Consider the following 12,861-nt stretch of genomic DNA (forward strand, 5'->3'; position numbering starts at 1 on the left):
GATGCGCAAATTCAGCAACAGGCCGCCACAGGCCAAGCCACAGTCTAGCCGTTTCATCGCTCATACCGTGCGGCTGAAGAGGGCCTCGGATCACCATGTCTGCCAAGCACCGCTGGATCAGCACCTCGATGGCCGTGGGCAGCCTGTTGCTGCTGGCCGCCTGCGAGCAGAAAAACTTTGCAACCTTGCCCGCCATTCCGATGGAGCAGCTCGAGGTACTGGGCGTGCAGACGCCGATCAAGAGCGTGCATTTTCGTGACCGCGACGGTGAAGGCCTGCTGGTACTGAGCCGCAGCGATGGCCAGGCCAGCGACCCGGAAAGTGAACAGGAAGTGGACAAGGTGGTACTCAAGGCCACCTTGTACGGGCGTAGCGCCGAAAGCGACGCGTTCAAGGCGCGCTGGCAGATCGAGCAGGAAACCACCTGCCCGGGGCTGGACCTGGATGTGGATTTCTACAACGATGTCAGTGATGTCAGCGACCTGAACAAGGACGGCGTCGCCGAGGTGACGGTGGGCAGCCACGCCTTTTGCGGCGGCGGCATCGATCCGCACGACATCGCCATCGAGATGCGCGAAGGGCAGGCCAGCTACACCATCACCGGCCAGTCCCTGATCACCCCGGCGGGTGAAGAGCCGATCGGCGGTGAGCGCGAGGACAGCGCCTCGCTCAAATCCGCACCGCAGGTGCTGCGCGAGCATATGGACGCGGTCTGGCAGCAGGTTTACAAGCGGCCCTGGAGCGAGGCCAGCCCGCCCGCCGTGGATGATGCTGACGACGAAACCGAATAACTGTTGTCCATGCCTTCAAGGTAAATCTGCGCCTGCCGATACAGAGGGCATAGGAGAACGTCCATGTTGCCACCGATCATTCCGCTCAGTGCCGCTCCGGTGACTTCACAACAAGATCCGGTCAAGCCGACCCCCGATATCAAACCGGTGGTACCGACGCAGCCTGCATCCAGTGAAAGTGCCATCGACCTCAAGCGCCAGCGTGACCCGCAGGAGCAGGCGCTGCTGCTGCGCGATGAGCAACGCCGCCAGCAACGCCGGCACAAGGACGACGACGAGCGCTACAGCGCGATGCCGGGTGATGAGGTCAACGCCGACAACACCGTCCCGGTGGCGCCGTTGATGGGCGAGCATGCACGCCAAGGGCTGCTGGTGGACATCGAAGTCTGAGGTAGGGCTGGTCAGCGCCAGCGCCTGGCTTCATCATGCAAGTCTCAGTTGATCGTCGAGCCCGCCCATGAGCCAAGACAACCTCATCGATTTCGATGCCGAACGCGCCAAGCGCGCCCACGACCTCAAGGAAAAGCGTCTGAACGAAATGCGCAATGCATTCGAACAGGCGCTGCCGCTGAACACCGGCAAGAAAAAGAAGCCCAAGGGCAAGCCGAAGAAGCGCTGAAACTTGACGCAGGTCAACCCTGCACCCGCCTCGCGTGCCCGGCCCCGGGCACCATTGACACCGATCAATTTTCCCGCCCCAGACATTGGTTAATGTGCACCCATCGGACAACGGCAAACGAATGGGGAGGCCAGCATGTTCTTCGACAATGTGGTTATCGCCGGAGTGGTAACGGTCGGGTTGATGTTTGCATTCTTTGCCGGTCTGGGCATTTTCATCTGGAAGGACTCGAACAAGCGCAAGCCGCGCTGACCTTCCGGGTACACGAGCACGCAAGGCATTTGGGGCGACTTCGGTCGCCCATTTTTTTTGCCTGCGATTTGTGCCGACCTGGGTGCGATTCGTCTGCGAGCGGGATAGCGCGCGAACAGCTCGGTGCAGAAGATCTGTCAGCTATGAAGATGATTAGCTAGCTAATTAATAGGTTTCGCTTTATTCTCCTTCCCGTTGTCTATCTTTGAACAAGCCATCCCAGCAAGGTCCGCCTCGTGCCTATCACCCTCCAGGCCCTGTTCGCCCCCAGCAGCCTCGCCCTGAAGTTCGCCATCAAGACCCTGTTCGGTGGCGGCCTGGCATTGTGGCTGGCGATGCGCTGGGGCCTGGAACAACCGGCCTGGGCATTGATGACCGCTTTCATCGTCGCCCAGCCGCTGTCGGGCATGGTGGTGCAGAAGGGGCTGGCGCGGCTGGCCGGGACCTTGGTCGGTACGCTCATGTCGGTGCTGCTCATCGGCCTGTTCGCCCAGACCCCGGGCCTGTTCCTGCTGACCCTGGCGCTGTGGTTGGCCCTGTGCACTGCCGCCTCCACCCAGCTGCGCAGCGCCTGGGCCTATGCCTTCGTGCTGGCCGGCTACACCGCAGCGATCATCGCCTTGCCGGCCATCGACCACCCGCTGCAGGTGTTCGACCAGGCCGTCGCACGCTGCACCGAGATTTGCCTGGGTATTTTCTGTGCCACTGCCAGCAGTGCCTTGCTCTGGCCCATGCGCGTCGAGCAGCAACTGGGTGGTCAGGCTCGCCAGGCCTGGCAGAACGGCCTGCAGGCCGCCAGTGCCATGCTGGGCGGTGAAGACCAGGCGCGCAAAGGCTTGCTGGAGAGTCTGGGGCGGATCGTTGCCATCGACAGCCAGCGCGAACACGCCTGGTTCGAAGGCAGCCGGGGGCGCCAGCGTGCACGCGCCATTCGTGGCCTGAGCCAGAAACTGATGGTGCTGTTGCGCATATCTCGCTCGGTGCGCCGACAATGGCGACAACTTGACCAACACGAGGCCGAACACCTGGCGCCTTGGCTGGAGCAGGTGCGTGGGCTGCTGGGTAAGCCCGACCCGCCCAGCCTGCTGTTGCTGCGCCAGCGTATCTGGGATGCCGCTCACGCCGAGCAGATCAGTTCGGCGGAGCACTTCTGCCTGGCGCGCATGGCCTTGCTGCTGGATTACGCCATGGCCGCCAGCCAGGCGCTGGAGGACGTGGAGGCGGGCAGGGCGCCCAAGGATGTGTCCCAAGGCCTGGCGGTGCATCGTGACTGGTCGCTTGCCCTATTGTTCGGCTCACGCAGTGCGTTGGCCTTTCTGACGATGAGCGGCTTCTGGTTGGCCACGGCCTGGCCGTCGGCACCGGGTGGGCTGGTGCTCACCTGTGTGGTGTGCAGCCTGTTCGCCAGCCGTGAGAACGGTGCTCAGATCGGCCTGAGCTTCTTGCGGGGGATCTTCCTGGCGGTGCCCGCGGCGTTTCTGGTCGGGCAGATACTGCTGCCGCAATGGAGCAGCTTCGCCATGCTCTGCCTGGGCATGGGCGTGCCGCTGTTTCTGGGGGCACTGGGCATGGCGCATCCACGCACCGGCGCCACGGCCACCTCCTATTGCCTGCACTTCATCGTGCTGGTTTCGCCGCTTAATGCCATGCAGTTCGGTGTGGCCACGTTGCTCAACAGTGCCTTGGCCATGCTGGTAGGTGTGTCGGCGGCGGTAATGGCCTTCCGCTTGCTGGTGTTCCGCCATCCGGCCTGGCTGGGCCGGCGCCTGCGAGCGGCGACTCAGAGTGACCTGGTGCGCCTGACCCGGCGCGACCTGCGTGGGGCCGACAGCTGGTTTGGCGGGCGTATGGCTGACCGCCTGATGCAGCTGGCGCGGCATGCCGGTGAACTGCCCGACAGTGAGCGCAAACGCTGGGATGACGGCCTGCACGGGCTGGATATTGGTGATGAACTGGTCCACCTGCGCATGTGCCTGGCCGTTGCCCAGGCCCCGCTGGGGCAGGCCGAGCGCGACTATCTGCAGCAGCTGGAAGCGGTGCTGGCCAAAGGGCCGGCGCCTGGGCGTGGTCATAGCCTGGATACCAGCAGCGAAGCATTCATAGGTGCCTTGCGCCGGCAGCCGTCGAGCGACCCGCTGCGCTTGGCCGAAGGGGCGGTGTTGCAATTACAGAAAAGCTGGGCCAAGTGGTGCCGCTGGCAGGAGGAAGCCCATGGGGTTGCGTGAGTGGGAAATGGGCGGCGTGCTGTTCAGCCCGTTCCTGGTCTATGTGTTGCTGGCGCTGGTGCTCACCGGTGTGCTGCGCCTGGTGGTGCAGGCCACGCCGTTGGGGCGCTGGATCTGGCATGAGGCGCTGTTCGACGCGGCGCTGTTCGTTTGTGTGTTGTTCCTGGTGGTGCGACTGCTGGGGGCTTTATAAAGGAGTGTTTCGATGCGTGCGGCCGTACGTATTCTGGTGACCTTGTGTGTGGTAGCGCTGGCTGTGTTCGCCGGCTACCAGCTGTGGCAGTACTACATGCTCACTCCCTGGACGCGCGATGCCCGCGTGCGCGCCGATGTGGTGGTGATCGCTCCGGACGTATCGGGCTGGGTGCGTGAGCTGAAAGTCCGTGACAACCAACAGGTCAAGGCGGGCGACCTGTTGATGACTATCGACCGCGAGCGCTTTCAGGCGGCTTTCGACCAGGCCAGCGCCGTGACCGAAACCCGTGCCCAGCAGCTGCGCCTGCGCGAGCGTGAAGCGGCCCGGCGTACCGCCCTTGGGCCAGAAGCGATCAGTGCCGAACTGCGTGAGAATGCCCAGATCAATGCGGCCATTGCGCGTGGCGAATTGCATGAGGCCGAGGCGCAGTTGCAGATTGCCAGGATCAACCTGGCACGTAGTGAAGTACGGGCACCTCGCAGCGGGCATATCACCAACCTGCGACTGGCCGAAGGCAACTATGTGAACACTGGGGAATCGGTGATGGCGCTGGTCGATGATGCGACCTTCTATATCCAGGCCTATTTCGAGGAAACCAAGCTGCCGCGCATTCGCGTGGGGGACACGGTAAAGGTCTGGCTGATGGGCGCAGGCGAGCCGATGCAGGGGCACGTGGAGAGCATCAGCCGCGGCATCACCGACCGCAACAGCAACCCGGACAGCCAGTTGCTGCCGGAGGTGGAACCGACGTTCAACTGGGTGCGGCTGGCGCAGCGCATCCCGGTACGTATCCGTCTGGACCAGGTGCCGGAGGGGGTGATCCTGAGTGCCGGGATGACGGCGAGTGTGCAGGTGCATGAGGACCTGAAGAAGTAGTCCCTTGGGGCCGCAGCGCGGCCCCAGTATCCCGGTTCAGAGAAACATCCCGCCCGACACCTCCAGCCGCTGCCCGGTTATCCAGCCATTCCCGTCTTCGAGCAACAGCGCAATCGCCGCGCCGATATCATCCGGCAAGCCCACCCGGCCCAACGCCGTGTTGCCGGCAATATATTCGTTCACCTCGCGGTTGTCCCTTACCACACCCCCGCCGAAATCGGTCTCGATCGCGCCCGGCGCCAGAATATTCACCCGAATGCCGCGTGCACCGAGTTCCTTGGCCTGGTAGCGGGTGAGCACTTCCATCGCGCCCTTCATCGCGGCGTAGGCGGCATACCCTGGCAGGGCAAAGCGCGCCAGACCGCTGGAAATATTGACGATGCGGCCATTGTCCACCAGCAGCGGCAACAGGCGCTGGGTAAGGAAGAACGGCCCTTTCAACTGAATGTTCAGCAACTGGTCGAACTTCGCCTCGCTGGTCTCGGTATACGGTACGTTCAGCCCGATCCCGGCATTGTTCACCAGGAAGTCGAAACGCTCGCGGCCAAACTGCTGTTGCAGGGTGGTTGCCAGGCGCTCGGCGAAGCCGGCGAAACTGCTGCTGTCGCCAACGTCCAGCGGCAACATGGCCGCCTTGACCCCGGCTTGTTCCAGACGGGCGGCCACACCCTGTGCTTCTTCCGCCTTGCTGTGGTAGGTGCCGATCACGTCGATACCGCGTGCGGCCAGGTGTTCGGCGGCATTGCGGCCCAGGCCGCGGCTGGCGCCAGTGATGAGAGCAATCTTGCGGGGCATGGTGAAAACCTCATTGTGGGTGGATGAGGACAGGTTATTGGTCAGCCATGGACTGTTAAATCCAGCAAATATGGAAATACTGTTCGGTAAAACCGGATAGCAGGAGGCCTGATTGAACAAGCTGGAGTTGTTGCGCACGTTCGTGCGGGTCAGTGAGGTCAGCAGTTTCACCTTGGCGGCCGAAAGCCTGGGGCTGCCACGTTCGACTGTGTCGGAGCAGGTGAGGGCGCTGGAGCGCATGCTCGGTACGCAGCTGTTCAACCGCACCACCCGTCGGGTACGGGCGACCCAGGACGGCGTCTTGCTGTACGAGCGCAGCAAGGACCTGCTGTCGGGCATGGACGAAATCGAAAGCCTGTTCCGGGCCGACGATGCCGAGCTGGCCGGGCGCCTGCGTATCGACCTGCCGACGATGATGGCCCGTCGGCTCATCATCCCGCTGCTGCCGCAGTTCCTGCAGCGCTTTCCACGCCTGGAAGTGGAGCTGAGTTGTACCGATCGCCAGGTCGACCTGTTGCGCGAAGGCTTCGACTGCGTGATGCGTATTGGTGTCCTGCATGACCTGGATGTAGCGGCGCGACCGGTCGGGCAGCTGAGCATGTGTAATTGTGCCAGCCCAGCCTACCTGGCTCGCTACGGTGTGCCTCGCACTTTGCAGGACCTGGCCGGGCACCAGTTGGTGCACTATGTGCGCACCCTGGGCGGGCGCAGCGCCGGCTTCGAATACCTGCACGGCAATGAATTGCGCTACCAGGCCATGGCCGGTGCGGTCACGGTCAACAATGCCGAGGCGTACTCGGCCGCTTGCCTGGCCGGGCTGGGGCTGATCCAGGTGCCGGCGGTGGCCGTGGCCGAGCACCTGAAGCGCGGCGAGTTGGTTTCCGTGCTGCAAGACTGGCAGGCGCCGGCCATGCCGGTGTCACTGTTGTATGTCCGGCAACGGCACGTGCCGCGCCGGGTCCAGGCGTTCATGCAATGGCTGGGCGAGGTACTGCGCTCGCAGGTCGATGGCGGCAACTGAGCGGTGAAAACCGTGGCATCCGTGCCGCGGCTTGCGTTAGGCTTTCGCCCATGAGTCGCCCGCAGAGGCGACCCTTCCCCGCCTGGCGTGCGTATCTTCCGATTTCATTGCGAGGTTACGTCATGGCCATCACTTCTCAGGACATCTGCAACGCTGCCGACCAGCTCAAGGGCTTTGTCGGTTTCAATGGCAAGCGCGGCGTGCATATCGTGCGTTTTTCCGAAGACGCGTTCGGCATGGACGTGGCCGATGCCAGCATCACACCCTGCAGCGAGTTTGTCTGGCGGCCCGAGCAGGGGCAGCGCATGGCGCTGTGCCGCGAACGGTTGGCGCTGTTGCTCGAACAGCATGTGGATGAGCGCTTGAACATCGGTGAGCCGCTGCGTGCCTACATGCGCCGCGACGATCTGCCGGAAATCGTCGCCGAACGCAGCCTGCAGCAGCATTGCTGAAGCGCCTGCAAAGGCGGCGCTACAGGTATGGGGCCGAGCGCTCGGAGGCCTGGTGCCACAACGCATCGAGCCCCACGCTGTCCAGCGGGCGGCTCAGGTAATAGCCCTGCACCTCATGGCACAGGTCCGTCTCCAGCATCTCCAGTTGCTGCTCGCTCTCCACCCCTTCTGCCGTCACCGTCAGCCCCAGCGCCTTGCCCAGGCTGATGATGGCCTGGACGACGGCGCGGTCGCTGCTGCCGCCGCTGCCGAGCCCGCCGATGAAACGTTTGTCGATCTTGATGCTGTCGAACGGGTAGGTGCGCAGGTAGCCCAGCGACGAATAGCCGGTGCCGAAGTCATCCATGTTCAGGCGCACGCCCAGCTCCTTGAGTGCCAGCATGGTGCCCAACGCGCCTTCGATATCGTTGAGCATCACATTTTCGGTGATTTCCAGCTCCAGGCGCTGGGCAGGGAAGCCGGTGTCCAGCAGGATCTCGCGAACATCGGCCACTACATCGCTGCGCAGGAACTGGGCGGGCGACAGGTTTACCGAAACCAGCACGTCGGCAGGCCAGTCCTGGGCGGTGTAGCACGCTTCGCGCAGCACCCAGCGGCCCAGCGCGACGATGATGTCGCTGTGTTCGGCCAGCGGGATGAAGGTATCCGGCCCCAGAAGCCCTTCCTGTGGGTGCTGCCAGCGCAGCAAGGCTTCGACGGCGACGATGCGCAGGTCGCTGAGGCGGTAGCGCGGCTGGTAATGCAATACGAACTCCTGGTTGCGCAGGGCCCGGCGCATGTCGTTCTCCAGCTGGCGCCGGTACTGGATCTGCTGGTTCATCTCGGCGGCGAAATAGCGCCAGGTATTCTTGCCGTCGGCCTTGGCCTGGTACAGGGCAATGTCGGCGCAGCGGATCAGCTCGCCAGCATCGAAGCCCTGGGTGCGGGTCTGGGCTACGCCGATGCTGGCGCCGACGTGCAGGGGCTGGCTGTCGAACATGATGGGCTGCTGCAGCAGTGCGATCAGGCGCGCACAGAAGCTGTCGATTTCGCTGCGGTTGTCCATGCCGCTGAGCACCAGGATGAATTCGTCGCCGCCCAGGCGTGCGACCAGGTCGCCATCGCGGGTGCTGTCGCGCAGGCGCGTGGCCACCTCCAGCAGCACAGCGTCGCCGGCGGTATGGCCGAGGGTGTCGTTGATCGGTTTGAAGTCGTCGAGGTCCAGTAGCAGCAAGGTCATCGGCGGCGAGTCACTGCCGCGCAGCAGCGCCTGCTCCAGGTGCCGGGCGAGTTTGTTACGGTTGGCCAGCCCGGTCAGCGGGTCATGCAGGGACAGGTGCTGGATGCGGGCGTGGGCGTCGACTTCGTCGGTGATGTCGCTGGCGGTGCCGCGATAACCGATGGGCTTGTCGTCGTACCAGATGGCACGGGCCGAAATCCGGCAATAGCGGTTCTGGCCATTCTGGTCGCGGTAGGTGCAGCGCAGGTTGGCCAGTTGTTGCGGATCGGCCATGGCCAAGGCATCCAGCCACGGCGAGAGGGGGGTGGTATCGCAGGCCAGCAATTGGTTAAGCGGCTGGCCGAGCCAGTCGCTCACCGGGTAGCCGGTGACCTTGGTGAAGCGTTGCGACAGATAGCTCAGGCGTTGCTGTCGGTCAGTTTCCCAGATCCAGTCGGATGCCGACTCGGCTACTGCGCGAAAGCGCTGTTCGCTAGCTTCCAGGGCCTGGTTGCTCTGCTGCAAGCGGGCGAGCGTGAGGTCGATCGCCCGCGAACTGCGCAAGGCATGGCGGAACAGGTACAGCATGACCAGGCCGAGAATCAGCAAGGCACCTGCCAGCGGCGGCAGCACGGCCTGCAACAACTGGTGTCCCGGCAGCGGGTTGTTCCAGGACAGGTGGAAGCCGGTGTTGCCGAGGTCGATGTGCAAATGCTCGTGCTCCCCCACATCATCCTTTTCCACGTGCAGGCCGCTCAGGCCGACACCGGTGCCCAACCGTGCCAGCTTGTCCTCGGTGAGTTGGTCGACGAACAGCATTACCGGCGCCTGGCTCACCTCGTTCTCGGTGACCTCCCGGTCCGGGCGCACTGCTGCGGCACTGAGCACCGCCGGCCAGCCATTGAACAGGACGAAACGGCTGACCTGCTCACGGGGTATGGCCGCCGCACGAGCCTGGTCGATGATCGGCTGCAACGCATCCTCTATATAAGTACTGGCCGCCGCCTGGGTAGGCTGGCCTTTGAACAATCCGTAGGTGGTATGCGTGTCGTTCACCACGAATACCCCTTCGTAGCCGCTGGCGCTGTACAACGACTCGCCCACGTTCTTTTCTTCATAGGCCCACTTCCAGTCGGTCTGCCCTGCCAGGTGCTCGTATGCGGCATCCCATACCGCGTAGGCGGACAGAAACTGGCGCGAGGCGAGAAGGCGTTGTTCCAGCGCCTGGTTCGCTTGCACGGCACTGCGCTGGCGCTCCTGCTGGTCAAGCGTACCGGCGATATTGAACAAGGCGCCGACGATGACCAGGCAGGCCAGGCCGAAAACGGCGCTGAAGCCGGCGATGAGGCGGCGCACCTGCAAGCGAGGTGTGGGGCTGGCGGGTGCAAGGTTGGCGGTCCTGGCCATGCGCGAGCGGCTCCTTCAGGAAGCCTCCCGCCAAGCATTCAGGAAGGAGGTTCAATCAGGATAGGCCAGCTTCAGCTTGGCAGCCTGGGCGCTGGAGAAATTGCAGGGCAACCGGCGAGCGAGCGCTTTTGCGCTCACTTTTGGTCGTCCTTGCGGCGACGGTCGCCTGCCGGCTTGTCTTTCAGCAAGCGCGAGGGCGGCTTGCCGCTGTCACTGCGCACCTGCGCATGGCTGATCAAGGCGAAGATGAAGCTGCCACCGACGATGTTGCCGGCCAGTGTCGGCAGTGCGAACTCCAGCCAGAAACTGCGCCAGGTTTCGTCGCCGGCCCACACCAGGTAGGACACTTCGACCGAGCCGACCACGATATGGGTGAAGTCGCCCAGGGCCATCAGGTAGGTGATCATCAGGATGATCCAGATCTTGGCGTGCTCCATCGACGGGATCATCCAGACCATGGTGGCGATCATCCAGCCCGACACGATGCCTTTGGCGAACATCTGGCTGATGTCGTTCTGCATGACCTTGCGGCCCACCTCGAGGAAGGCTACGTCGGTCTTGGTGTCGAAGATCGGCAGTTCCAGCATGACCCAGGCCACCAGCAGGGTGCCGGCCAGGTTGCCGAGCAATACCACGCTCCACAGTCGCAGCAGGCGCCCGAAGTTGGCCAGGGTTGGAGAGGTCATGACCGGTAACACGGCGGTCAGGGTGTTCTCCGTGAACAGCTGCTGACGTGCCAGGATCACGGCAAGAAAGCCGGCACTGTAGCCGATGCTGGCGACCACCTGGGCACTTTCGCCTTGCGGCAGGCGGGCGTAGAACAAGCCCATGGCCATGAGCGAGAGTCCCATGGACAAACCGGCAGCCAGGGCCGACCACCACAGCGCAGCGAGGGTACGTTCCAGCTCCTGGTCGCCCTGGTAACGAATGATCTCGTGCAGTACCGCCGCCCGGGGCGGTTGGTTCAAGCTGACTTCCTGCTCCTCGTCTGCCGACAGGCCTGGGGTTTTCTCGCTTTGCGTATCGCTCATGGTCGCTCCGCTCCGTTGGGGTGTTCCTTTACAGATTCGCGGCGCTTTCATTAGTTGCCGGCGGTTTGCCGACGCTGCAAGAAAGTTTTTCAGATCAAGGTGTTGACTCTGATTTCAAAGCGCGTATTATTCGCCTCCTCGCAGCGATGAACGCTTCGGGGCAAGCGGTAAGTGATTGAAGTTCAAAGGTTTCGAAAGGGGCTGGCGGTAAAAAACTTCAAAATAAACGCTTGACAGCAAATGAGGAAAGCGTAGAATGCGCGCCTCGGTTGAGACGAAACGCTCTTAACCAAACGCTCTTTAACAAATCGAATCAAGCAATTCGTGTGGGTGCTTGTGAGTACGGACTGATAGTCACAAAGATTATCAGCATCACAAGTGGCCATGCGAGAAATCACATAGTCATTTGAGATTGCTGAGCCAAGTTTAGGGTTTCTTAAAAACCCAAGCAGTATTGAACTGAAGAGTTTGATCATGGCTCAGATTGAACGCTGGCGGCAGGCCTAACACATGCAAGTCGAGCGGATGACGGGAGCTTGCTCCTTGATTCAGCGGCGGACGGGTGAGTAATGCCTAGGAATCTGCCTGGTAGTGGGGGACAACGTTTCGAAAGGAACGCTAATACCGCATACGTCCTACGGGAGAAAGTGGGGGATCTTCGGACCTCACGCTATCAGATGAGCCTAGGTCGGATTAGCTAGTTGGTGAGGTAATGGCTCACCAAGGCGACGATCCGTAACTGGTCTGAGAGGATGATCAGTCACACTGGAACTGAGACACGGTCCAGACTCCTACGGGAGGCAGCAGTGGGGAATATTGGACAATGGGCGAAAGCCTGATCCAGCCATGCCGCGTGTGTGAAGAAGGTCTTCGGATTGTAAAGCACTTTAAGTTGGGAGGAAGGGCAGTAAGCTAATACCTTGCTGTTTTGACGTTACCGACAGAATAAGCACCGGCTAACTCTGTGCCAGCAGCCGCGGTAATACAGAGGGTGCAAGCGTTAATCGGAATTACTGGGCGTAAAGCGCGCGTAGGTGGTTCGTTAAGTTGGATGTGAAAGCCCCGGGCTCAACCTGGGAACTGCATCCAAAACTGGCGAGCTAGAGTACGGTAGAGGGTGGTGGAATTTCCTGTGTAGCGGTGAAATGCGTAGATATAGGAAGGAACACCAGTGGCGAAGGCGACCACCTGGACTGATACTGACACTGAGGTGCGAAAGCGTGGGGAGCAAACAGGATTAGATACCCTGGTAGTCCACGCCGTAAACGATGTCAACTAGCCGTTGGAATCCTTGAGATTTTAGTGGCGCAGCTAACGCATTAAGTTGACCGCCTGGGGAGTACGGCCGCAAGGTTAAAACTCAAATGAATTGACGGGGGCCCGCACAAGCGGTGGAGCATGTGGTTTAATTCGAAGCAACGCGAAGAACCTTACCAGGCCTTGACATGCAGAGAACTTTCCAGAGATGGATTGGTGCCTTCGGGAACTCTGACACAGGTGCTGCATGGCTGTCGTCAGCTCGTGTCGTGAGATGTTGGGTTAAGTCCCGTAACGAGCGCAACCCTTGTCCTTAGTTACCAGCACGTCATGGTGGGCACTCTAAGGAGACTGCCGGTGACAAACCGGAGGAAGGTGGGGATGACGTCAAGTCATCATGGCCCTTACGGCCTGGGCTACACACGTGCTACAATGGTCGGTACAGAGGGTTGCCAAGCCGCGAGGTGGAGCTAATCTCACAAAACCGATCGTAGTCCGGATCGCAGTCTGCAACTCGACTGCGTGAAGTCGGAATCGCTAGTAATCGCGAATCAGAATGTCGCGGTGAATACGTTCCCGGGCCTTGTACACACCGCCCGTCACACCATGGGAGTGGGTTGCACCAGAAGTAGCTAGTCTAACCTTCGGGGGGACGGTTACCACGGTGTGATTCATGACTGGGGTGAAGTCGTAACAAGGTAGCCGTAGGGGAACCTGCGGCTGGATCACCTCCTTAATCGA

Annotated in this window: 12 protein-coding genes and 1 rRNA gene; 10 read left to right on the forward strand and 3 right to left on the reverse strand. The window is 61.9% G+C overall.

Translation table 11 applies throughout. The annotated features are described in order from the left end of the window. The first annotated feature begins 95 nt into the window (after nt 1-95). The 7 genes from HU760_RS06560 (at nt 96) to HU760_RS06585 (ending at nt 4,959) form a co-directional block, all read left to right on the forward strand. Nucleotides 96-791, forward strand: a complete 696-nt coding sequence (locus tag HU760_RS06560; protein ID WP_186677831.1) for a M949_RS01915 family surface polysaccharide biosynthesis protein — start codon at nt 96-98, stop codon at nt 789-791. 63 nt (nt 792-854) lie between these two features. After that, the gene (locus HU760_RS06565) at nt 855-1,181 is read left to right on the forward strand and encodes an aspartate-semialdehyde dehydrogenase (RefSeq protein ID WP_186677834.1); all 327 of its coding nucleotides are present in this window, start codon (nt 855-857) and stop codon (nt 1,179-1,181) included. Nucleotides 1,182-1,248: 67 nt separating this feature from the next. Continuing rightward, entirely contained in the window at nt 1,249-1,410 is a 162-nt protein-coding gene (locus HU760_RS06570; RefSeq protein ID WP_170031798.1) for a hypothetical protein, read from the forward strand. A gap of 135 nt (nt 1,411-1,545) precedes the next feature. Beyond that, nucleotides 1,546-1,662 (forward strand): cytochrome c oxidase subunit CcoM, encoded by a 117-nt coding sequence (ccoM, locus tag HU760_RS24575; RefSeq protein WP_008097462.1) that lies wholly within the window; start codon nt 1,546-1,548, stop codon nt 1,660-1,662. A 236-nt stretch (nt 1,663-1,898) separates the two neighbouring features. Continuing rightward, nucleotides 1,899-3,887: an FUSC family protein gene (locus HU760_RS06575; RefSeq protein WP_186677837.1), complete on the forward strand. Its 1,989-nt coding sequence runs from the start codon at nt 1,899-1,901 to the stop codon at nt 3,885-3,887. Then, complete coding sequence (locus HU760_RS06580) at nt 3,874-4,080, forward strand: DUF1656 domain-containing protein (protein WP_186677840.1); 207 nt, start codon at nt 3,874-3,876, stop codon at nt 4,078-4,080. Before HU760_RS06575 ends, HU760_RS06580 begins: the two co-directional genes overlap by 14 nt. Before the next feature lie 12 nt (nt 4,081-4,092). Then, nucleotides 4,093-4,959 carry an efflux RND transporter periplasmic adaptor subunit gene (locus tag HU760_RS06585; RefSeq protein ID WP_186677843.1) on the forward strand — a complete coding sequence of 289 codons (867 nt, stop codon included), beginning with the start codon at nt 4,093-4,095 and terminating at the stop codon, nt 4,957-4,959. A 36-nt stretch (nt 4,960-4,995) separates the two neighbouring features. Here HU760_RS06585 and HU760_RS06590 read toward each other — a convergent pair whose 3' ends face one another. Next, nucleotides 4,996-5,754, reverse strand: coding sequence for an SDR family NAD(P)-dependent oxidoreductase (locus tag HU760_RS06590; protein ID WP_186677845.1), 759 nt, complete (start codon nt 5,752-5,754; stop codon nt 4,996-4,998). A gap of 112 nt (nt 5,755-5,866) precedes the next feature. On the opposite strand from HU760_RS06590, the gene HU760_RS06595 reads away from it, so the two are divergent. Next, the gene (locus HU760_RS06595) at nt 5,867-6,775 is read left to right on the forward strand and encodes a LysR family transcriptional regulator (RefSeq protein ID WP_186677848.1); all 909 of its coding nucleotides are present in this window, start codon (nt 5,867-5,869) and stop codon (nt 6,773-6,775) included. 122 nt (nt 6,776-6,897) lie between these two features. Then, entirely contained in the window at nt 6,898-7,227 is a 330-nt protein-coding gene (locus HU760_RS06600; protein ID WP_186677849.1) for a DUF2025 family protein, read from the forward strand. 19 nt (nt 7,228-7,246) lie between these two features. On the opposite strand, the gene HU760_RS06605 is transcribed toward HU760_RS06600, so the two are convergent. After that, nucleotides 7,247-9,832 carry a bifunctional diguanylate cyclase/phosphodiesterase gene (locus HU760_RS06605; protein WP_186677850.1) on the reverse strand — a complete coding sequence of 862 codons (2,586 nt, stop codon included), beginning with the start codon at nt 9,830-9,832 and terminating at the stop codon, nt 7,247-7,249. Nucleotides 9,833-9,966: 134 nt separating this feature from the next. Then, nucleotides 9,967-10,863 (reverse strand): formate/nitrite transporter family protein, encoded by an 897-nt coding sequence (locus tag HU760_RS06610; RefSeq protein ID WP_186677851.1) that lies wholly within the window; start codon nt 10,861-10,863, stop codon nt 9,967-9,969. A 456-nt stretch (nt 10,864-11,319) separates the two neighbouring features. On the opposite strand from HU760_RS06610, the gene HU760_RS06615 reads away from it, so the two are divergent. Beyond that, a 16S ribosomal RNA gene (locus tag HU760_RS06615) occupies nt 11,320-12,856 on the forward strand. The last annotated feature ends 5 nt before the right edge of the window (nt 12,857-12,861 follow it).

Source organism: Pseudomonas oryzicola, from assembly GCF_014269185.2.
Taxonomy (GTDB): Bacteria; Pseudomonadota; Gammaproteobacteria; order Pseudomonadales; family Pseudomonadaceae; genus Aquipseudomonas; species Aquipseudomonas oryzicola.

Bases quoted from the DNA above. Each gene is read 5' to 3' on its own strand.
- HU760_RS06585 (WP_186677843.1), top strand. From the start codon at position 4,093: ATGCGTGCGGCCGTACGTATTCTGGTGACCTTGTGTGTGGTAGCGCTG.
- ccoM (WP_008097462.1), top strand. From the start codon at position 1,546: ATGTTCTTCGACAATGTGGTTATCGCCGGAGTGGTAACGGTCGGGTTG.
- HU760_RS06560 (WP_186677831.1), top strand. From the start codon at position 96: ATGTCTGCCAAGCACCGCTGGATCAGCACCTCGATGGCCGTGGGCAGC.
- HU760_RS06580 (WP_186677840.1), top strand. From the start codon at position 3,874: ATGGGGTTGCGTGAGTGGGAAATGGGCGGCGTGCTGTTCAGCCCGTTC.
- HU760_RS06600 (WP_186677849.1), top strand. From the start codon at position 6,898: ATGGCCATCACTTCTCAGGACATCTGCAACGCTGCCGACCAGCTCAAG.
- HU760_RS06590 (WP_186677845.1), bottom strand. From the start codon at position 5,754: ATGCCCCGCAAGATTGCTCTCATCACTGGCGCCAGCCGCGGCCTGGGC.
- HU760_RS06610 (WP_186677851.1), bottom strand. From the start codon at position 10,863: ATGAGCGATACGCAAAGCGAGAAAACCCCAGGCCTGTCGGCAGACGAG.
- HU760_RS06565 (WP_186677834.1), top strand. From the start codon at position 855: ATGTTGCCACCGATCATTCCGCTCAGTGCCGCTCCGGTGACTTCACAA.
- HU760_RS06605 (WP_186677850.1), bottom strand. From the start codon at position 9,832: ATGGCCAGGACCGCCAACCTTGCACCCGCCAGCCCCACACCTCGCTTG.
- HU760_RS06570 (WP_170031798.1), top strand. From the start codon at position 1,249: ATGAGCCAAGACAACCTCATCGATTTCGATGCCGAACGCGCCAAGCGC.